Below are 21,901 nucleotides of genomic sequence, written 5' to 3'. Positions count from 1 at the left end.
TAGCGGTGTGCAAGTTCATTAAGTACAGAAACGGTGTTGTGGGGCGCTCCGCGCCCCACAACACCGTACTGAATCAACCTGCACAGCGCTATATTTGCTCATTCGGTATTGCCGAATGGAGAAACCCAGGAAGTCGAACCCAACCTGTCCATCCACCGCTTCGAGGGTGTGACAAATGCGGGTCTTACTCGGCTTGAATGCCAATCCTATCCTCTCTAACCACTTGGAGAGTAGCCGTTGGGCGTGTTCAATCACCTAGCGTTCAGGATGAATGACCACCAGGTCGTCGGCATAGCGAATCACTCTCGCCCCTTTGCAATAGCGGGCAATGTAGTTCTCCATGCCATGTAACGCCACATTCGCCAGTAACGGAGAGAGACTACCGCCTTGTGGAACGCCTTTTGACGTTTCACTGTATTGGAAGTTGTCCATTACCCCTGCCCGCAACCAAGCTCGAATTTGCCGAGTGATAAACGAGCTAGCGCTCAGCTTCTTCAACAAGGGCTGTTGTGCAATCATGTCGAAACATTTTGCCAGATCTGCATCTAAAATCCATTTCGGTTGATGACAAACCTGGAGGTAAATCGCCATGATTGCATCGTGGCAGGAGCGCCCTGGACGAAATCCGAACGAGTTTGGCTCGAACTTAGCTTCCCATTGCGGTTCCAGCGCGAACTTGAACAGGGTTTGTCTTGCCCTATCCTCTAATGTTGGAATATTTAACGGTCTGAGTTCTTCGGTGTTACCCGGCTTTGGAATCCAGACCCGACGCATGGGAGAAGCTTTGCCCCAACCAGATTTGAGACGTTGGGCAAGGGACAGCTGTTGATTCGCTGGAAGCGACTTTAAGCCGTCGATGCCTGCTGTCTTCTTGCCTGCATTGTCTTGTGTTACTCGTCGAACCGCCAGGATTCTGGCTGCCCAAGAGTGAATCAGGAGCCGTTGAAGCCTCTTGACTTTTGCCCGTTGACCACGGCAAGCGGCTCGGTAGATTTGTTTTTACAACTTAAAGACGTTCCGCTCCAGCTTTCGCCAGGGAATCATCTTCCATTCATACGTAGTCGTTAACTCGCTCATGACGTGTTCATTGCGACTGGCAACTCTACCTTCCCAATTGCTGTGTCTCCGTCTGCATATCCTTTGGCTTTCCTAAAGGCGTTGGCTTCTGAGACAATCCTTCCTCCTCAACCCATGCGGCTGACTACCTACTCTGCTATCGACCGATTCAGAGAGCAGTTGAGGAGGTTACTTCGTTCCCAGCTTCCGTTTTGCGCTGCACGTAGGCTTCCACTTTCCACCGGAATTATTTGAGAGTGTTTACAGGTTAGCTCGGCAACTACCTGCCTCGAATTCAGTCCCTTTTGGGCAAGCCCGTAAACCTGCGTGGGCTTGTTCACGTTGACGATGGTTCAGACATGGATTCGCTTTCGTTAGCCCTATGTAGCTCTGCTCGGCGGGGTTCCCAGTCAGGTTCTGAGTGACCGCCTTTTATCCCTGCTTCAGATGATTGAGAGTCAGTCGCACCTCTGAGGGATAGGCTGTTACCCCAACACTAGGGGAGATGGAATTGTCCAATTTGGACTCACCACACGGAAGTTGGGTTATCAAGGTTCAGTCCCTTGACTCTGCTTTATTTCAAGCCTGCTAAGACTTGACTTGAGCAGAAACGAATCGCACGCCGACATACGGGCAAAAAAGTGCAGGATGGGCTGGAAAGCTTTACTCCAATTGCTGTTCGTCCAACGAAATTGGTAAGGGAATCGCCGCTTCCAAGGATAAAGGGATCTGCTCAAAATCAATCACATAATCGCCATAACGCTTGAGGTGACGGGTGATGTAGGGACTCAAAGTTTTGAGCACGGCACGGTCTATCTTCATGCCCTCTGTAATCAATGTTTGGATCGCTAATGAAAAATCCACTGTATTTTGCAAGATCACCGCATTATCCACCAGATCCAGATATTTCAGTCGTTTTTCCTGCTCCACTGAGTTCAACTCCATTGCTATACAAAGGCGATGTCGGTTTTCAAAGGCACATTACAAAGCCTGTGGAGCCTGAGATGTTATTGAGGGCGATCGCAGGAGTACTCAATCAGTCCCAGCACTGACAAAGAAGTAATGCGAAACGTGGCAAACTTTGTTGTGTCCACAGTGATGTCACAATCATCTTTTAATCTTTAAGTATTGACTGGTAAAAAAAGTAACCTCATAAAACTCTAGATACGGAGGAATAGGGCTGAAAATCCATTTAGGGCTGAAATCTGATTTAACAGCGTGGTTACTTAGCACGATCTTCTATTGCTTGAACTTCTGGTTGAGTGAGAAGTTTCTTCAAAAATTCAAGAGCTTCCAAACATTAGCAGATCTATATGCTCTTCTGTTACACCTTTACCTTAGTTTTGCAAGCATTGTTTATAAATGCTTCTTTACACAGTTTTGGATGAAGCGGTATGAGTCTAGGAGCGTGAAATTATCTCCTGATATAACTTTCAACTTCAGTTTTATGTAGCTTAACAACGAATTAGTGTTAAAGCGACGAATTCAATCAGTGAGATTTGGAAAGGTTTGTTCTTTGGATAAGAAGGATGCAATCGATATTGAGTTGTTTGCCAAATGCTAAATCTATACAGAAGAAGGATGGAATATGTCGAATTTGCGTTCCTTAGAGTGACTTATTGTGATTTCAACATTTTGCTCCTAGAAGGTGTTTGCATCTGTGTCCAAAGCGAGATCCGTTATGATGAATTATGGAGATCATCTCTCTAAAGTAGTACAAGGTCTTTCTACTAGCCAATTAACAGCTCAATTTCAAATTGCTGCCAAATCCCACTTCAGTGGCAAGGTAGATTTTTCGGCTACTGATGGTAGGCAGTGGAGCCTTTACTTTCGACTAGGTCGTTTAATTTGGACAGCAGGTAGTGAACATCGCTTTCGCCGCTGGTATCGCCTGCTGAAACAATTTTGTCCAACGATCCAACCTGAATCCTTGCATTTACGGGAAAAGGACTTCCCATTCTACTGGGAATATCTGGTTCTGTCGGTCTTATTTAAACGTCAGCATATTAGCCGAGAACAGGCGATCGCCCTGATTCAGGCAGTTGCCTGCGAAGCCTTATTTGATTTGCTGTATGCCGGTGAGCAAATTACTAAAAGTGACTGTGTGTATCAAAAGCAGGAAGAGTTTGACGACCCGATCGCACCGTTCAACGCAGAACAGCTGCTTCTACAGGTGCAGCAAGACTTAAACGACTGGTATAACGCTGGGCTAGTTCATTATTCACCCAATGCGGCACCTGTGATTAAACGTCCAGAGGAGTTGAAACAATGTGTCTCTGCCAGAACCTATCAAACTCTGGAAACGTTGATAACTGGCAATGTCACTCTACGAGATTTGGCCAGGGCTACGGGGCAGGAGATGCTCAAACTGACTCGCGTTTTGGTTCCCCATTTTCAGCGAGATTTAATTGGACTGAACCAGATCCCCGATCTTCCCGTTCCCGGTAGCACTGGCAGTCAGGAAACACCAAGCGTTAGCACCGATCCAAATGCACCCCTGATTGTTTGCATCGATGATAGCCCAACGGTTTGTCAGGCAATGGAACACATTATGCAGTCGGCTGGCTATCGTTACTTCAGCATTGAGGACTCGGTGCATGCACTGCCATTGCTGCTAGAAAAGAAGCCCAGTTTGATTTTCCTGGATCTCGTCATGCCGATCGCCAGTGGCTATGAAATTTGTGCCCAGATTCGCCGGATTTCCGTCTTCAGGGCGGTTCCAATTGTGATTCTGACTGGCAAAGACGGGATTGTTGATCGGGTACGAGCCAAGGTTGTTGGGGCTTCTGGCTTCCTGACAAAACCGGTGGATGCGGCAAAAGTTCTAGAAATTGTCCAGCAATATCTACCCCATGCCCCATCTATTGATGCTCCGTCGAATGAGCGTACTGCCGTGACTCCGAACCCCATTCCAGATAGCTACAACATGGGCGAAACCACTGCTTTTTTGATTCATCAGAGCATGAGTAATGCTTCTGTGTCTCTGTAGTTAGGATCTCAAACTAAATAAAACCGGGGGAATATAGGGGCTTTGCCCCCAGCCAGGGGTTCCACCCCTGCACCCCGAATTCCTTCCCTTATTACTAACGAGTTTTACTTAGCGTTGCTGAGTTTCGGTGTGAATTAGACGTTAGATGAATTGAAAGTCTTCAATTCATCCGGCTATTTAGCATCCCTCTGTAGTTTGTCCCGTTCCATGTCTCTATCACCCGTTCATGAGCATCTAACCCTATGAATACCGTTCTACTGATTGAAGATAGTTTGACAGAAACCGAAATGTTGACCCGCTACCTCCAGCAGGCTGGTCTTCTGGTCATCAGTGCCAAAAGCAGCGAGGAAGCGCAAACCCATTTGAATGGGCGAAAGCCAGATCTGATTGTGCTGGATGTGATTTTACCAGGGCAAAGCGGCTTTGAACTGTGTCGAGAGTTGAAGTCAAATCAGAGCACAAAACAGATTCCTATTGTGATGTGTTCAACCAAGAACACAGACGTGGACAAGATGTGGGGCAATATGTTGGGAGCCGATGCTTACTTGCCTAAGCCTGTGAATCAGTCCGAGCTTTTGCAAACCGTCTGCCGCCTGATGGGGAAAGCCGCATGACCCAATCGCCACTCCCTGGCGATCGCACAAGCCAGAACCACACCCACCTGCTGCAATTAGCGTATCAGGGTGATGGCGAGGCAATGGCAACCTTAATGAATCGCCACCTGATCCGGCAAAATATCACATCCAGCGTGACCTGGGAGGGAAATCGGCTCCATGTTCTACTGGAGGCAGCCCAGATACCGGACCCGGAACCCCTTGTCTCCGTCATCCACCGCACCATGCTGAAACTGCACGTCCCAACGCTTAAAACGTTAAAAGTGAGTTGTCAGAAGACAGGGTGCCATGACATTGCCTGGAGCCGTGAACAGACCATAACCCCCAATCTGACTGAGGATGCCGACCTGTTGCAACAGGCACCTGCAACACCCCAAAGCCCCGTTGCAGCACCGATTTCGCTAGACGATTGGCTGGGTCAGACGGCCCAGTCATCTTTAGCGGAATTGATCCGACCCATCCCTGACGCGGAGGAAACTGAGACAGCGGCGCGATTCCTCCGGTTTTCTTTCAGTCCCTCAGAAACAGCACTGCTCGCCTTAAGCAGCATTCGGCAGGTGCTGAAGGTGCAGCCCCGGAGCGTGTTAAAAGTACCGGATATGCCCGCCTTTGTCGTCGGGATCTGTAACTTTCATGGCGAAATGCTGTGGATGGTTGATCTGGGTCTGCAACTTGGGTTTCAGGGAAGCACGATCAGTTGGGAAAACTGGCGATCGCACCCTCATCATTTTTCTGGCTCCCATCACAACAGCATGGCGATCGTGATTCAATCCCAGGGCAAATCCCTGGGACTGATTGTGCCCCAGGTCATTGATATTGAAAGTCACGATCCGGCTCGGATACAGCCACCGACAGCAGACCTGTTTCCAACTCCCCTTCTACCGTTTATGCAGGGCTATCTAGTACGTTCTAGCAGTCCTGTTCTGGATGTCACCCTACTGATTGGCGACCAACGGTTGCAGGTTCACACGACCTAAACGATCTGCCACAATAGCCCCCTGTGTAATCCGCTTAGTACTGCGGATTTGATAAAACCCGGAAATTATTTTTTGGAAGCGCGGCTTCGCCGCGCTTCCAAAAAATAAAAACTCGGTTTTAATTTATCCGCGATCCTTAGCCGCATCAATCAAGCTACACATTCATCCGAAGGTGTGCGGTTTTACTGTATTTATCCCACCCTACATCCCTTAGAGATTAAAACCCGTGACCCATTCTTCCTCGAATCAAGATTTGTTTGCGCTCTTTGACAACTCGTTAGACGATCCTGCCTTACTGGACAGTCGCTATGTTCCTGCTGCTGCGTTTATGCCGATGCAAAGTGATGACCACAATGGTGGGAATGGACAGTATCGCAACCCTATCTCCTCAGTGAATGGCAATGGTGGGATGGGAAATCGGATCGCCCCTGAAAACGGCAATCGCTCCAACCAGACCAACGGGTTCACCGATTTTAACGAAACCGAGAAAGCGGCGGTTCAAAAAACAGTCGTGGCTATCCAGACGATCGGCAAAGAGGTGGAGAGGACTCAATCCGCGATTAAAACTGAGCTGACGCGGTTAGGCACGACCCGTAACCCAGTGATTGCGGAGAATCTCGGTAAACTCGACAAGCTGCCTCCCCTCCTCAATCGGTTAGAGCAGTTTGTGCAACAGCAGTTTCAGGGACAGTTGACCCCGACCTTACAGCAACAAATAGCTGCGAATCGTGAATGGTTGGGTGCGATCGCCCAGCAGATGCAGCAGGCAGAAACCCAGAACGACCTGTTTACCATGATCATTGGTGAAATTCGCAATCAGCTTCAGGTCGATCGGGTGGTGATCTTCAACTTTGATACCGAAAATAAAGGCACCGTTTTGGCAGAATCGATCGCATCGGGGTGGACTCCTATGCAAGGCGAAGCGCTTCCCGCAATCCTGTTTGGCGCTGAAAATGCCCGCGAATACAAACGGAGACAGGTTGTTACTCTCTACAATCAAAACTCAGAGCGGGTCTTTGCCTACCAGCGCCAACTGCTCGATCGGTTTCAACTGGCAGCCAGTTTAGCTATTCCGCTGGTGCTCAACGATCGGGTTCAAGGCTTGCTGATTGTTCAGCAATGTCAACAGCCCCGCCTCTGGCAGGAACCAGAAATTTACCTGCTCACCGACATTGCCGCCAAGCTATCCCTCGCCTTGCAATTCGTACAATTCAAAGGGCAACTGAAGCAGGTTGCAGCGCGGGAACAGGCGATCGGCAAAGTGATCCAAAAGATTCGCAGTACGGTTGATGTTGATGCCATTTTCAAAGTCACAACTCAGGAAGTCAGTCGGCTGCTGAATGTGGAACGGGTGACGATTTACAAGTTTCGTCCTGACTTTTTTGGCGACTTCATTGAAGAAACGATTTCTGGTAACTATCCCCGTCTGGTGGGTAGCGGTTGGGAAGACCCCTACCTGAGTGAGCATCGCGGCGGTCGCTTCCGCAATAACGTGCCGCTGGTGGTCGAAGATGTGCGGGTAGGTGAGTTGCTGTGGGAGGGGGGACGGTTAAACGCCCAGGCTCCCCGTAAACCCATGACGGATTGCCACATTGAGGCCCTGGAATACTACCAGGTGCGAGCCTGTGCCGTGGTTGCTATCTTTCAGGGGCAGGAGCTTTGGGGATTGCTCTCGGCGTTCCAAAACACTGGCCCGCGCCAGTGGGAAGAACCAGACGTGCAACTGTTGATGCAGATTGCAAACCAGTTGGGAATCGCCCTGCAACAGGCTGAATTTGTCGCACAGGTGTCCGCCAAGGAACAGCAGTTGGAAAAATCGGTTGCCCGGGAAAAGGCAGTCGATCGCGTGATCCAGAAAATTCGCAGCACGTCTGACCTGCAATCTGTGTTTAAGCTCACGACCCAGGAAGTTAGTCGGCTGCTGAATGTGGAACGAGTGACGATTTACAAGTTTCGTCCCGACTTTTTTGGCGACTTCATTGAGGAAACGATTTCTGGCAACTATCCCCGCTTGGTCGGCAGTGGTTGGGAAGACCCCTACCTAAGTGAGCATCGCGGTGGTCGCTTCCGCAATAATGAACCCTTAGTCGTCGATGATGTTCGTGTCGGTGAAACCTACTGGTCGGGGGGACGGATGTACCCTGAGATGCCCCGTAAACCCATGACCGACTGTCACATTGAGGCACTGGAATACTATCAGGTTGAAGCCTGTGCCGTGGTTGCGATCTTCCAGGGAACGCAGCTCTGGGGGTTGCTCTCGGCTTTTCAGAACACTGGATCGCGCCAGTGGGAAGAAGCAGAGGTACAAGTGCTGATGCGGATTGCCAACCAATTGGGCTTTGCCTTGCAGCAAGCAGAATCGGTGGATGAAGCCCAGGCAAAGGCTCTGCAACTCCAGAAAGGGATTGAACGAGAACAGGGTCTGGCTCGCGTGGTCAACCGGATTCGGAATACCCTGGACATTGGCACGATCTTTAAGGCGGCGACGCAGGAAGTTCGCAGTCTGTTAAATGTGGAGCGGGTGACGATCTACAAGTTCCGTCCCGATTTCTTTGGTGATTTTATTGCTGAATCAGTTACGGGCGGCTATCCCAGCCTCACGGGTAGCGGTTGGGAAGATCCCTACATCAGTGAGCATCAGGGTGGCAGGTTCCGCCAAAATAATCCACTGGTGGTCAACGACATTCATGTGGGCGAAATCCTGTGGGAAGGCGGACGCTTGAATCTCCAGGCTCTCCCTAAACCGATGACCGATTGCCATGTGGAAGCACTGGAATACTACCAGGTGCAAGCCTGCGCCGTTGTTTCGATTTTCCAGGGAACCAAGCTCTGGGGCTTGCTCTCCGCCTTCCAAAACACAACCACTCGCACTTGGGAAGAGGCAGAGATCAACCTGCTGATGCAGGTCGCCAACCAGGTTGGCATCGGGATTCAACAGGCAGAATACGCCAGTGAACTTCAGGTGCGATCGCAGCAACTGGCAGAAGCCCTGACCCGTGAGAAAGCCTCAAAGGAATTGCTGCAACAGCGAGCGGTGCAGCTTCTAACGGCAGTACGTCCCGCCCTAGAAGGCGATCTGACCGTACGGGCACCCCTGACGGAAGATGAAATGGGTACGATCGCTGATGCCTATAACAACACCCTGCAAGCCCTGCGAAAAATTGTGGTGCAGGTGCAGGATGCGGCTACGCGGGTTAGCGAAACGTCCCAGAATAACAGTAGCGAGATCGCCAAACTGACTCAGGGTGCCCAAACTGAGGCGCAGCAAATGACAGCAGCGCTAGCCCAGATCCAGGCAATGGTTGATGGCACCCAGGCCGTCGCCAGCAGTGCCCACCAGGTGGAACTGGCCGTCCAGCAGGCAAACCAGACAGTACAACAGGGCGATGTTGCCATGAACCGTACCGTTGAAGGGATTCAAACGATTCGGCAGACGGTATCGGAAACCAGCCGGAAAATTAAACAACTGAGCGAATCTTCTCAGAAAATTTCGAAGGTGGTGAACCTGATTTCTGGCTTTACAACCCAGACTCAACTCCTGGCCTTAAATGCGGCGATCGAAGCGACCCGTGCTGGTGAAGCAGGACGAGGCTTTGCCGTTGTGGCAGATGAAGTCCGTTCCCTGGCACGCCAATCCGCAGAAGCCACGACGGAGATTGAAAAACTCGTCCAGGAAATTCAGGCAGAAACCAGCATGGTTTCCCAGGCAATGAATATGGGGATTCAACAGGTGGTCAACGGCACTGCTCTGGTGAATGAAACCCGCCAGAGTTTGACTGAGATTGTCACCGCAACGGCTCAGATCAGTAGCCTGGTGCAGCATATTACCCAGGCAACGCAGGCACAAACGCAGGAGTCTCAACTCGTGACGCAAACGATGGCGGCAGTGGTCGCGATCGCCACCGACACCTCATCTGCTACCCAACAGATTGCCACCTCATTTGACCAACTGCTCAAGACAGCCAGTGAGCTACAAGCCACGGTTGGACGGTTCAAACTGTAATTGAATTTCACCCGGAACGCTTGATTATGTTCATTCCATCTACTGTTCAGCCGGAAGACTATGCCAACTTCCGGACTGAGGCCAGCGATCTGCTCCAGACGATCGAGCAGGAATTGTTTCACTTAAAACAGGATCGTACAACTGCCCGTGTGCATCGTCTGATGCGAGCAGCCCATACCCTCAAAGGCACGGCTGCCAGTATTCAGTTAGAGACGGTGAAATCGGTTGCCCACGTTCTGGAAGATGTGTTCAGGGTGCTGTATAACCCGGACGTTGTCATTGATGCAGAGATTGAATCGCTGTTATTCCAGGCATACGAGTGTTTGCGATCGCCGCTAGTGGCAGAATTTGCCGATGGCACCGTGGATGACGCAGACGTGTTGGAACGCACTGCTACCGTTCTGTCCCAACTGCAAGACAAACTGGGCGATCTGTTTGAGCAGGAGACCCCCATTCCCACTGCGGCTGAATTGGGGTTTGATATGGTGCAATCGATGTTTGAAACGGGTGTAGAGCAACGTTTGCAAGCCCTGGAACAAGAATTAGTTCAAGCTCAATTCACCACCCTGGCAACCCAACTACAAACCGAAGCAGAGGTGTTTCTGGGGCTGGCAGAATCTCTGCAACTGGCAGGGTTTGGTGCGATCGCCCAGACTACCCTGGCGGCACTGGTGGCCCATCCCGATCAAATCTCTCAGATTGCTCCCCTGGCCATTGCAGATTTTCGTCGGGGGCAGGCAGCCGTTCTGGCAGGCGATCGCAGCCAGGGAGGTTCACCTTCCGCTGCTCTGCAACAGTTTGTCTGGCGGGAGCAAACGGACTTGGGGCAGCAGAATGGGCAGCATCAGCCGTCTGAGGATTTGCCATCAAACCAACCGCTTCCAGAAAAAAGACCTAAATATTTGATGCAACGGCTGAAGAACTTTCTCTTTATGGAGTTAAATTTTCACGCAGCACCTTCCGATGCTTCTCCACTGCCAGATCTGCCTGCCGCATCTCCCCCGCTCGATGACAATCTGGATGCCTTCTTTGATCAGATTCAAACGACCCCAACCCCTATTCCTCTAGCCCCAACGCTCGATCCCGATCCGTTTTGGGTTGCAGCGGAACTCGACCTGCCCCCTGTTCCGGCAGCCGCCACGCTGCCCCTGACTGATCGTTCCATTTCTGATGTCATGCTGGAAAGCCCGATCGCCCCCAACCCCGACCTGCTTTCTGACGGTCTCCTGACTTCACCTGCTCCAACGAACCAGGCTCCTCTGGCTACACCACCGCTTTCCCCATCATTGGCAACCGACCGTCCCCAGACTCTTGCTCCTGCACCGACCCCGGTTGTGCGCGTTAACCTGGGGCAACTCGAACGGTTAGATTACCTGACGGGAGAACTGCTGATCAATCAAAACCAGCAGGCCATGGAGGACGATCAGTTTCGCGTGGCGGTTCAGGAACTGCTGATGCATTTGCAGAATCATAAACGAACCCTCAGCAGTCTGCAAGGCTGGTCTGATTGGACGCTGGCAATCAATACGGCTTCAGCCCAACCGTTGCTGCCGGAAGTCATGGCAGGCTTTGATGCCCTGGAGATGGATCGGTATACGGATTTTCACAGGCTGGTGAAGTCTGCGATCAATGATCTGGTTCAGATCGAGATGGTGGGAGAAAGCCTGGGAAGCCAAATTCGGCAGGCGAGACAGTCGCGAGAAACCCAGAAACGACTGCTGACCAGCATTCAGGATGATCTGACGACTGCCCGTATGCAGCCCCTCAGCGAAACCTTGAATCGGTTGCCACGGGTTCTACAACAGTTAGCAACAGCCCATGCCAAACCAGTCGAAATGTCGTTAAGTGGGATGTCGGTGTTAGTAGATAAGGCGATCGCAGAACGGCTTTACAGTCCGCTGCTGCATCTGGTGCGGAATGCCTTTGATCACGGGATTGAATCACCTGCCCTGCGACAAGCCAAAGGCAAACCCGCCACGGGACAGATTCAGATCCACGCCTACCATCAGGGCAACCGCACGTTGATCGAAGTCCGCGATGATGGGCAGGGTATTGACTGGCAGCGGGTTGCCGAAAAAGCGATCGCCTTGGGGCTGGTCAGCGCGGAAACTGCTCAGGGCATGTCCAACGAGCAGTTAGCAAAATTTTTGTTTCAATCGGGTTTCTCGACTGCTAGTCAGGTTAACGAGCTATCGGGTCGGGGAGTTGGCCTGGATTTGGTACGGGCTGAAATACAGGCTCTTAAAGGGACGATTCACGTCAGTTCTACTCCCGGTCAGGGAACGCTCTTTACCCTTTCTCTGCCCCTGTCTTTCTCTATTACCCGACTCCTGATCTGTCAACATCAGGGAATGTCCTATGCGTTACCAATCAATACCATTCAGCAGGTGATTTTACCGCAACCGGATCAGTTCACTCACTCCAGTAGACAGCAGATGATCCTGCGCTGGCAAACGGAGCAGGGAGAACAGATGGTTCCCGTACATTCCCTATCACGGTTGCTGAATGACTCGTTGCCCCCCACTCCTGTGGATCAATCTGCCCAACCCACGCCGATCATTTTGCTGCAAGCAGCGACGGGTCTGTGGGGGTTGCTAGTGGATCAGGTTATGGGAGAACAGGAGTTGGTGATTCGCCCCTTGGGAACCGCGATCGCCCCTCCTCCCTATGTCTATGGCTGTAGTGTTCTAAACGATCAGCAAATGGCTCTGGTGATTGACCCGGTGCTGCTCCAGCGATCGCACATCGCCTCGCCCGATCCGATCGAACTGGTCGGCGGAAGTACAACTCCCGCGCCTCTGCCCGTCGCCTCCCCACCCCCTAGTCATATCCTGTTGATCGAAGATTCACTGACGGTTCGGCATCGCCTCGCCCGAACTCTCCAGGAACAGGGCTACCGGGTTTCCCAGGCAGGTGATGGTCTGGAGGCATTTGCCTTCCTACAGCAAGATCCCCACATTGATCTGATTATTTCTGACATTGAAATGCCGCGTATGAGTGGCTTTGAATTTCTCAGCGAGTTGCGCAAAACACCGACCTTACAAACCATTCCTGTCGTCATGCTGACCTCCCGCAGCGGCAATAAATATCGCCAGTTTGCCGCCAATTTGGGAGCCAGTGCCTTTATTAATAAGCCATCCTCAGCACAAGAACTCCTGCCGATTCTGGAGTCGCTGATTCATCCATCAAGCCCGCTCAAGAGGGCATCTGAATCGATGGATTTAGCCATCGCCATCTACCCCAACCGTTAGCAGGTTTATTCATGTCTACGCTGATACCATCGCCATCTCTACCAGTTATGTCTCAGGAGACCCACTCACCATCCTGTCCGGCGATCGCCTTTCAGATTGCCGGACAATGGCTGGCACTCCCCTCTACTGCCCTGCTGCGGGTTGTGCACAAATCCGTTCTGAATCCGCATGGTCTATCGGAAACTCTCGCCTATCTGGGGACGCATCCCCTAGCAATCTTGAATCTGCATCCGGTGTTGGTCAATGTTCATCGCGATTACCAGGATGTCCAACATCCGTCTGCCCAGATCACATCACCGTCAAACCCACCGTTTCTAGTGATTGCGGCGGTAGAAACAGCTATGGTTGGTATTCCAGTCAACCATCTCCCCACCTTGCTGGATATCCCCCTTGCCGAAGCTCATGCTTTACCGCCCAACTATTACAACGCTATTCAGGGGATTGCCAGTCATGGGCTCACCGTCCCTCAATTAGGGGCTGTGCTCCTGCTGAATTTAGACGCAGTTTTGAGCTTGGTGATCAGTTGAATTTCAGATGATGGGGTATGGCAACGATTCGTGTAAAAAAGGACCATTTGCCAAAATTAGGCATCGTTGATAGCTTTTGCTGATGCCTAATTGACTTCTCTGCGGTTGCTGTAATCGCAGTCAATCAAGATAGAAACGTCGAGCCTAGCTGTTAGCTACAATCTCAGTCGTATAAGCGTTACAGAGTTTCATGGCACAAAATTACACATGTCTCGGCACAATCCCATTCAGGTGTGCATGACAAGCACCCAGTTTTTGAGGAATTGAGTGAACAACAGGCACTGCAAGAATACAAAGGGCAACAGGGCGATGAACGAGGCTTTCGATTTCTGAAAAGGGTAAATTCAACTTCTGGAAAACAGAAGCAGGAATCATTCGCTCAATTTCTGCGATCGCAACAGGGGGCATTTCCACAGGCTTCTATCCAACCCTTCACATCCGCAATCGTTTCCTCCGTTGACCAGGGCGCTAGCTGTGATGGACTGGTATCACTATCACAAATTCACTCCCCTCACCATAAACAGACCTGCACTCTAACTTACCCCCGTGTTTTTCCTTGATAATCTGGTAGCTAATCGACATCCCCATCCCCGTTCCCTTTCCCACCCCCTTCGTTGTGAAAAATGGATCAAAAATGTGTTGTTGCACCTCTACAGGAATACCCGATCCATTATCTGCGATCGCAATTTCTACCCATCGTGCATCAATCATTGATGTCCGAATTGTTATAGTCGGCTTGGTTTGATTTTCTAGATTTTCCTGAATACGGGTCGGTCTTTCCTCCTCCAGAGCATCGATCGCATTCGCTAAAATATTCATCAAAACCTGATTGAGCTGCCCAGGATAGCACTCTACCAGCGGCAACGTTGCGTATTTTTTGATCACTTCAATAGCAGACTGCCCCACCTGAGCCTTCAACCGATGTTGTAGAATCAACAGCGTACTTTCGATGCCTTCATGGATATCAACTGCTTTAAACTCAGCTTCATCAATCCGGGAAAAATTACGAAGCGACAACACAATTTGACGAATGCGATCGGTGCCAACTCGCATAGAATCCAGAATTTTCAACAGATCTTCCTGCAAAAACTCCAGATCAATCATGTCAGCTTTCGCCCTAATTTCTGGCACAGGTTCAGGATAATATTTGCTATGAAGCTGTAAATACTCTAATAAATCTTTCGCATAGCTTTGCACATGGTTAAGATTGCCATAGATAAAGTTCACTGGATTATTAATTTCATGGGCAACCCCTGCAACCAATTGCCCTAAGCTCGACATTTTTTCTTGTTGAACCAGATGAGTTTGAGTACGCTGGAGCTGTTGGAGCGACTCCTTTAGCTCAAATGTACGCTCTTCTACACGCTGTTCTAATTTCTCATTAGCCCGTTTCAATTCACTGGCAGCAGCACGATTTTCTGCTACTGCGGCTGAAAGAATTAGAGTGGCAACCGTCAACGCACTGATAAATGACTGTAATAGCATCACTGATTCAGCCGCAGAACTTCTCGCAAACGGTCCGAACCCACGCGAAGTTCCTACAACGGCGATCGCATCAATGAGCAAAATAACTACGGTAGACTCACGCTGATCAAACCGTAGCGCTGCCCACAACAAGGGCAAGATCAGCATATACTCAATCGGATTGCCACCCCAAAATGAGGTGTATCCTATTCCCAGAAGAAAGAGTAATACTAGCAACAGTTCGCCAATATGCGATCGCGAAAAGCTAAGTTTTGGTTTGGAGCGTCGCAACCATGCCAACAGCATAGGGGTCACTGTCAACATGCTAACAATGTTGCCAGTAAACCAAATCCTCCAGACTAATCCCCAATTCTCCCAGGGTGTAAACCCTGCCCAACAAGTTGTTGTTACTGCAACGGCAGCACTCAAAAGCGGATAGGGAACCAGTAACACAACAAATTTGATTACATCCTGAACCCGGTCAAGGGGATAGCGTTGCTTAATCAGTCGCAGGATCAACCAGCTAATAATCAGTGGATCGCTCAGGTCAAGCAAGGCTACGATAATGCTAACCAGCGTATTGTCGTAGTAGAGCGTCCGCAGCACAATAAAGTCACTGAGCCAAATTGCCGGCCAAATTCGTTGACCAAATAGTAGGAATGCTGTCAAGAAAACGCTGGTTGAAGGCCAGATCGAAGACGTACCATCTTCGAAAGCAAACATGCCAGAGACTTGAACCAGGGCAAAGTGAACAGGCAGTATGATCAGCGTCGCTAACAAAATTGCCCGAACATCGATCGGGAGATGAAACTTCCTTAACATTTTGCTTTGTTGCATCTTGTCTCTAATATGTGTAGCGATTGAACGGGTTGAACCTTGCTGTAGAAAGCTGCCGCTGACTATTAATTCTCTAAAGTTTCACTACAGATTCTAAAGAGAGACGTAAGTGTACTCCATCCTTTGCAAATGGACGGTTACAGAACATTGCGCCAGCATTTGTTTTGTTAACCCTATGTTTAAGCAAAATTTAAGGAATGAACATAAAACTCTTATGCTGATCGCTTGACATCACTCTACTGCTAGCATAGTTCCCAAGCTAAGATTGAAAATCAACATATTTTTAATCCACGGGCAATTTTTTGCCGAAATAGCATATCTTACCCGGTCGATCCCTTTTGGGGTAAATTCGTTGCTGGGAAAGACAAAACAAGAACTTGTTACTCCCATGTCCCTTTCTCATTCCCATTCAGTCTCAGACAAGTCTACGACTCAAACCCCAGTAAACGTCTCTTCCCGCGCTCCGGCATGGCATCGCCCTACCCTTTCGCCCGAACATGGGGTTTATGTGGTGCTGATCGTTTCATTTCTAACGGGCGCAGCCGCAGCACAGCAGTGGACATGGGCGACGACTCTGGCTTTTATTTGTGCGTTCGCAGGGTTTCAGGCAGAACACCCGCTAGTCTTGCAAATCAAACAGCGACGGAGTTGGAAGCCTCGGTTTATTGTCTGGGGTAGCCTCTATGCAGGATTATCTCTGGGTCTTGCGGGTTATCTATATCTGCGATCGCACAGTGTGTCTACCCTATCATCACTCTCTCCGCCATCACCCCTGCTATGGTTATATCTGGGGGCGATCGTCGCTTTTACAGTCGATGCCGTCTCCGTTTTTTACCGCAACCAAAAATCGGTACTCAATGAACTGCTAACCTTTGCTGCGGTTTGTTTAGCAGCACCGTTTGCCTACGTTGCCACAACTGAAACACTGACAGTTCCTGTGTTGGGATTGTGGCTGTTGAATATGCTGTTTTTCAGCAGTGCCATATTTACAGTAAAACTTCGTAAACCCAAGACAGAATCTATTGTTCCGGGTTTAATCTATCATGCGATCGCCAGTCTAATCATTGGGGGCCTTTGGTATTGGGGTTGGCTTGCCCCTGTTACGGCATTCGCCTTTAGCATTGTGTTACTAAAATTTGGTTTGATTTTGGCAAGGCGAGAATGGTATAAAACCACCCCAATTCAAAATGTAGCACTTCTGGAAACCCTTGCCGCGCTGATGTTTTTGTCTATTACAGCGGTCTCTCTACTGCCAGCTCATTGGTAAAATTTAATTACCAAACTCAATCTATAGCAATTTCCTGTTGTGAGAGAGCCGCGCGGAGCGCGGCTCTCTCATACCAATTAATTAGCGCTTTCACCAGATCCCGTAGGGGCGCATTGCAATGCGCCCTTACAGGAGATCAATGTGCCGTGCAGTCTGTTTAAATTGGTATCACAACAGCTGTTTCAGACAATATTACAGTCCATTGCCAATCAAAATAAAGGGTGCCCAGTAATAGGGGTGACTAATGGAATCCGTTGGCATAGCCTCTGGAGGCAAATTCAGAATACTGAAATCACCTGTAATTAAAGCAATCTGTGCCTGTCGGAGTGCTTCTGCTTCACTCATTCCTTGCCCTAACGCAGCATAGAAAGCCGTCATCAAAGCCTGGGTGCTGGCGTCGTTAACATACCAGAGAGAAGCGATCGCCGCTCGTGCGCCAGTACGCTGCACTTGATAACCAAACCCTAGTATTTCTTCACCATTGCCTAGACCGCTAACCGCTGTTTGGCAGGCACTCAGCACCACCAGATCAACATCCGAAATTTTCCAGGAGCCAACATCTCGTAAGGTAACGCGATCGCCATTACCAAACAAAATAAACGACGCGTCGGGCGTACCCGGAACAAACTCTGCATGGGTCGCTAAATGAACAATCGAATAGTCAGACATTTGGGATTCAACAGCGACTCGGCTAAAGGCATGATTCAGCAACTGAGTAGTATCAGGCACTTCGGCAGCAATAGTAGCAACTTCAATACCGGCATGGGGCAACCCACTGAAGGCAAATTCTTCTGTGCCCACCCGAAACTGATAATTGAGCGTACTATCACTAAAAGCGCCCGCTAAAACTCGTAAAGGCGCATCTGCTGAAGAGCTAAAGTCCATTAAAGAAGCTGCCGTAATGTTATTAATCCGAAAACGTTGAATGAGCCACTGGTTACCGTCATATAACGCCCCTAGTGGTAGATAGCGCAACTGCCCATCGGCAGCATAGAGAATAGTCGTCGCCCCTATATTTTCCAGGTCTGCTTCAAGCGGTTGAATTAACCATTCATAAAGCTGTTGGGCTTGAGGTTTGGCATTGCGGCTACGGTTTTCAAGATTGGGCAATAATGCAGCTAAGGCAGCATTCAATTGTTCTCGATTGATCTGGACAGTGCGACGGATCGGTTCACCGCTGGGGGCGACTAAAATCAGCTCTAGGCGATCGTCTAAGATGAGGGGATAAAGAATGACAGCGGGTTGTTCTAAGTGTTGTAAATGAGTTTGTAAACTGGCAAGCTGTTCGGGGTTTAGATTCTGTCCTCGGGCAGTGCGCCGAAGCTGAACAACCTGCGCTTCTACTTCGACCTGGTGAACGAATTGATTGAAGTTTTCTCCTTGCTGGAGAGACGCATTATACAACGTTATAATGTCGTGTTCAGGTTGCCAAAAGTCTAATCCTTGAACAGTTTGAGCATTGCCACGCAGATCTCGAAGATAGTTTTGTAACTCCTGAATTTTCAGCAGATCCAGTACTTGTTGCGCCTCCAAGACTCGGTCTTGTTGCAATAATAAATCAGCTAAGTAGCGATAGGTATCTGAAACGGTTGCGGTAAACAATGCTTGCTGATCATCTGGTAAGACCTGCAATTCGTTGCGAATCCCTTCCCACAAATTGACCGATTGTTTAAGGAAGACGATCGCTAATTCTGGTTGATTGCGGTCAGCCAGGAGAGATCCGAGATTATCTAACGTGGTTGCTTCATTGGCGCGATCGCCAATTTCTCGACTCATTCTTAGCGATTGTTGATAAGACTCGATGGCTTCAGGGTTATTCCCCAATTCATGGTGAGCTACTCCAATATTATTCAGGGTTCTTGCTTGGCTAGCGCGATCGCCAATGTCTTGACTCGTCCTCAGCGATTGTCGATAGTAATCAAGGGCATTAGGATAGTCTTCTAGACTTCTGTAAATTCCTCCGATATTACCAAGCGTTATGCCTTCGCCCGAACGATCGCCAATGGCTCGACGAATCCTCAAAGATTGCTGGCAATAGTCAAGTGCCCTGGTATAGTCACCTAAATAATAGTAGAGCAACCCAATATGATTGAGCGTCACTGCTTCACCATCGCGATCGCCAATGTCTCGGCTGATAGCAAGTGATTGGTGATCGTAATCCAAAGCTTGCCGATAATTTCCTAAATTATCGTACACAACGCCCATGTTACCGAGTATGATCCCTTCTTCAGCGCGATCGCCAATGTCTCGGCTGATGGTCAACGCTTGTTGATAGGTATCGAGAGCATCGGCATAGTTACCCAAATAGTCATAGAGTTGCCCAATATTACTCAGGGTCTTCCCTTCGTCAGCACGATTGCCAATATCTTGATGAATGCGCAAAGCTTGCTGATAGTAGTCTAAAGCAGTAGGATAATCACCCAATTTGCTATGGATCGACCCTATATTATTTAGCGCCGACCCGACACCCATGCGATCGCCAATCTCTTGACTGATCCTCAACGCTTGTTGACAGCTATCGAGCGCACCCGAATAATTTCCTAAATAGATGTAAACCGTCCCAATATTATTTAGAGCCGTCGCTTCGCCCACCGGATCGCCTATGTCTCGACTGATGCTCAGTGATTGTTGATAAACATCCAGAGCACCAGGATAATTGCCTAAAGCGCTGTAGATTGAGCCCATGTTAGCCAGTGTCGTTCTTTCACCCGCCCGCAGGTATAACCTGTCTCCTTGAGAATCGCCTATGTCTCGACTGATATTGAGTGCTTGTTGATAGGCATCCAGTGCTTGGGGATAATTGCCCAGGCCATCGTACACTAAACCCATATTATTCAGCACAATGCTTTCACCTTCGCGATCGCCAATGTGTCGGGTGATACGCAAAGCGCGTCGATGATAGCCCAATGCCGTGGAATAGTCACCCAGATAACCATGCATCAACCCCATATTACCCAGGGTATTTGCCTCACCAGCGCGATCGCCAATGTCTTGATAAATGAGCAATGCTTGCTGAAACACCTGCAATGCATCGTGCAATCGGCTAGTTGAATAGTATTGGGTTCCCTGAGCCAACAATCGATTGGCTTCTACCTGTTGCAGAATGCGATCGCTAAATTGAGGCTGAGTTTGTCCGGCTGGTGTGGGGCGAACAGCAAGCGTATAACGCCCTTGCGCCTCAGCATACGCATTGACCAGGACCCGGTACACCCCATTTTGCGGCAATGTAATGGTTAAAGCAGAGTTGAGATTATCTTGATCAAAGTCGTCATTCTGACCCAAGGTTTGACCCTGAGCATCCCTCAAGATCAAATAGGTATCAAACTCTAGACTTTCCAAAACGATAGTAATAGATTGTCCTGCCTGTCCTTCAAAGGAATATTCATCATATAAGCTCCCATCAGACAGCAGGGGGTCTCCGGGTTCTAAAACGCCCCGAACTTCCAGGAGTGGCACTGTCGCAGGTTGGACGGAGGGACGTGCATCTTGTGCCCATACAGGTCTGCTGACAAGCAGCGAGATAGACATCATGCCCAAGCAACCGAGAGATGAAGTATATCGATTGAGAAATTTCATGGATTGTAACTCAATCTAAAAAAGGTGCAGTGGCGATCGCGTCTAACCCAACGGCACCCAGTAAATCATACCAATCCGTTAGCAGAGCCGGATTATCGGGTTCCGCCTGACGAAGCGTTGCTAAATCGGTCAACGCATCCTGCCAAATCCCATGACTGGCATAAATCGTAACTCGATCTATGCCAGAAGATACTTGCGATAAATCATGATTTAAAGTTTCATCAATTGCTACTCGCCGCACCCACCCGTCAACCACAGGATTTTGGGACGGATTACGGGCATTGATCAGCACAGAAAAAACCCATTGATAAGATTGATTCAGATCTAAGGGTTGCGTCAGGTGAACTGCAACAATTCCAGGAGTTTCGGTCAATGAAATGGATTGAGTATCGAGAATCTGCCCGTCTTTATCCAGCAAAACAAATTCTGCACTTATGCTAGATGGAGAACGAGATAGAGATAATGCAGGCACATAAAACCAGAAAGTCGGCGTATCGTCTACGGTTCGAGTGGGTAGGGAACGAGATGGCGCTTCACACGCTGTTTCTCCCGGTAGAATTGGTTCAGTTCCCGGAACAAGGGCAATCAGTTGATCGAGACACGGACCGCGCGACCCACCAGACGTTCGACTGCCCGGTCGTTCATCTCCAGCAAAATCGTCAGATGAAGCATTAAACACAAATTCTTTCGGTGACAAAAATTCAGGGTTTGAGTTCAAACGAGAAGCCGAATGAACCGTGGGCAAGGCTTGCGCTTGTGGGGCATACAAAAGTATTGGTAGCAGCATTCCTGCCATGAACCCTATGTTAGGAAAACGGGTTGTCCTCGTCATAACTGGGATACGTCCTCGGAGAGCTGAATGCCAGGTTAATGACTTCAGGAAAAATAGGATAGATTCCAGATCATCGATGTAATTATAGCGATCCTAAATCCGGTGTGAAAGCGCCCGCCCTTCGGGCGGGCGCTTTCACACCGAATCATTTTCACAGATCAAATAGGATTGCTATATGAAAAGGTAATGATTTTTTGTGGCGCGGGCGTTGCCTGCACTACAAAAAATCATTACCCAATACCCCAATCTAAAGGTCTCTTTTTTTCTAGCGCAGTGACGCGAATGCACAAGGATTCAGGGGCGTCTGACCAATTTACGACCCACCGATAAGACTGTTTAAACATCCTTTCGGGTCATGCTGATTTTGCTCATTTCCAACCAATATTCAGAGTCTGGTAAATTAGTATTTTGATATAGAAACCATCCTCAGGATGATAGATCCATGAGCCTGTCATTGTTTTTGCGACGGCTCCGCCATCACGGTCTCAAAAATTAATTGCAGACTAAA

Annotated in this window: 13 protein-coding genes and 1 pseudogene; 7 read left to right on the top strand and 7 right to left on the bottom strand. The window is 49.4% G+C overall.

The genetic code is table 11. From position 1 onward, the window contains the following. Window positions 1-255: 255 nt before the first annotated feature. From ACR6Z4_RS06610 to ACR6Z4_RS06600, 3 genes and pseudogenes are all read right to left on the bottom strand, one after another. Complete coding sequence (locus ACR6Z4_RS06610) at window positions 256-774, bottom strand: reverse transcriptase/maturase family protein (RefSeq protein WP_479716440.1); 519 nt, start codon at window positions 772-774, stop codon at window positions 256-258. A 39-nt stretch (window positions 775-813) separates the two neighbouring features. Further along, window positions 814-993, bottom strand: a pseudogene (locus ACR6Z4_RS06605) (reverse transcriptase N-terminal domain-containing protein); the annotation flags it as partial. A gap of 726 nt (window positions 994-1,719) precedes the next feature. Continuing rightward, entirely contained in the window at window positions 1,720-2,001 is a 282-nt protein-coding gene (locus ACR6Z4_RS06600; RefSeq protein WP_479716439.1) for a Tn3 family transposase, read from the bottom strand. A 736-nt stretch (window positions 2,002-2,737) separates the two neighbouring features. Here ACR6Z4_RS06600 and ACR6Z4_RS06595 point away from each other — a divergent pair. From ACR6Z4_RS06595 to ACR6Z4_RS06570, 6 genes are all read left to right on the top strand, one after another. Then, entirely contained in the window at window positions 2,738-4,045 is a 1,308-nt protein-coding gene (locus tag ACR6Z4_RS06595) for a response regulator (protein WP_479716438.1), read from the top strand. Between the two features lie 242 nt (window positions 4,046-4,287). Then, window positions 4,288-4,659 (top strand): response regulator transcription factor, encoded by a 372-nt coding sequence (locus ACR6Z4_RS06590; RefSeq protein WP_479716437.1) that lies wholly within the window; start codon window positions 4,288-4,290, stop codon window positions 4,657-4,659. Then, window positions 4,656-5,636 (top strand): chemotaxis protein CheW, encoded by a 981-nt coding sequence (locus ACR6Z4_RS06585; protein WP_479716436.1) that lies wholly within the window; start codon window positions 4,656-4,658, stop codon window positions 5,634-5,636. Before ACR6Z4_RS06590 ends, ACR6Z4_RS06585 begins: the two co-directional genes overlap by 4 nt. 226 nt (window positions 5,637-5,862) lie before the next feature. Further along, on the top strand, window positions 5,863-9,639 hold the full coding sequence (locus ACR6Z4_RS06580) for a GAF domain-containing protein (RefSeq protein ID WP_479716435.1): 3,777 nt from the start codon (window positions 5,863-5,865) through the stop codon (window positions 9,637-9,639). 26 nt (window positions 9,640-9,665) lie between these two features. After that, on the top strand, window positions 9,666-12,890 hold the full coding sequence (locus ACR6Z4_RS06575) for a hybrid sensor histidine kinase/response regulator (protein ID WP_479716434.1): 3,225 nt from the start codon (window positions 9,666-9,668) through the stop codon (window positions 12,888-12,890). Between the two features lie 11 nt (window positions 12,891-12,901). Beyond that, a complete protein-coding gene (locus ACR6Z4_RS06570) occupies window positions 12,902-13,417 on the top strand; it encodes a hypothetical protein (RefSeq protein ID WP_479716433.1) in 516 nt (171 codons plus the stop codon). Between the two features lie 201 nt (window positions 13,418-13,618). Here ACR6Z4_RS06570 and ACR6Z4_RS06565 read toward each other — a convergent pair whose 3' ends face one another. Both ACR6Z4_RS06565 and ACR6Z4_RS06560 read right to left on the bottom strand, forming a co-directional pair. Then, on the bottom strand, window positions 13,619-13,831 hold the full coding sequence (locus ACR6Z4_RS06565) for a hypothetical protein (RefSeq protein ID WP_479716446.1): 213 nt from the start codon (window positions 13,829-13,831) through the stop codon (window positions 13,619-13,621). Between the two features lie 54 nt (window positions 13,832-13,885). Continuing rightward, window positions 13,886-15,718: an MASE1 domain-containing protein gene (locus ACR6Z4_RS06560; RefSeq protein WP_479716432.1), complete on the bottom strand. Its 1,833-nt coding sequence runs from the start codon at window positions 15,716-15,718 to the stop codon at window positions 13,886-13,888. Window positions 15,719-16,106: 388 nt separating this feature from the next. Between ACR6Z4_RS06560 and ACR6Z4_RS06555 the strand changes: the two genes are divergently transcribed. Further along, on the top strand, window positions 16,107-16,985 hold the full coding sequence (locus ACR6Z4_RS06555) for a YwiC-like family protein (protein ID WP_479716431.1): 879 nt from the start codon (window positions 16,107-16,109) through the stop codon (window positions 16,983-16,985). A gap of 192 nt (window positions 16,986-17,177) precedes the next feature. Here ACR6Z4_RS06555 and ACR6Z4_RS06550 read toward each other — a convergent pair whose 3' ends face one another. Both ACR6Z4_RS06550 and ACR6Z4_RS06545 read right to left on the bottom strand, forming a co-directional pair. Continuing rightward, on the bottom strand, window positions 17,178-20,516 hold the full coding sequence (locus ACR6Z4_RS06550; RefSeq protein ID WP_479716430.1) for a CHAT domain-containing protein: 3,339 nt from the start codon (window positions 20,514-20,516) through the stop codon (window positions 17,178-17,180). A gap of 55 nt (window positions 20,517-20,571) precedes the next feature. Continuing rightward, on the bottom strand, window positions 20,572-21,393 hold the full coding sequence (locus ACR6Z4_RS06545) for a DUF928 domain-containing protein (protein ID WP_479716429.1): 822 nt from the start codon (window positions 21,391-21,393) through the stop codon (window positions 20,572-20,574). Window positions 21,394-21,901 lie beyond the last annotated feature (508 nt).

Source organism: Calyptranema fuscum S582 (genome assembly GCF_055793305.1).
Note: the sequence above shows the minus strand (reverse complement) of the source record. Positions and strands in the feature narration are given on the sequence as shown.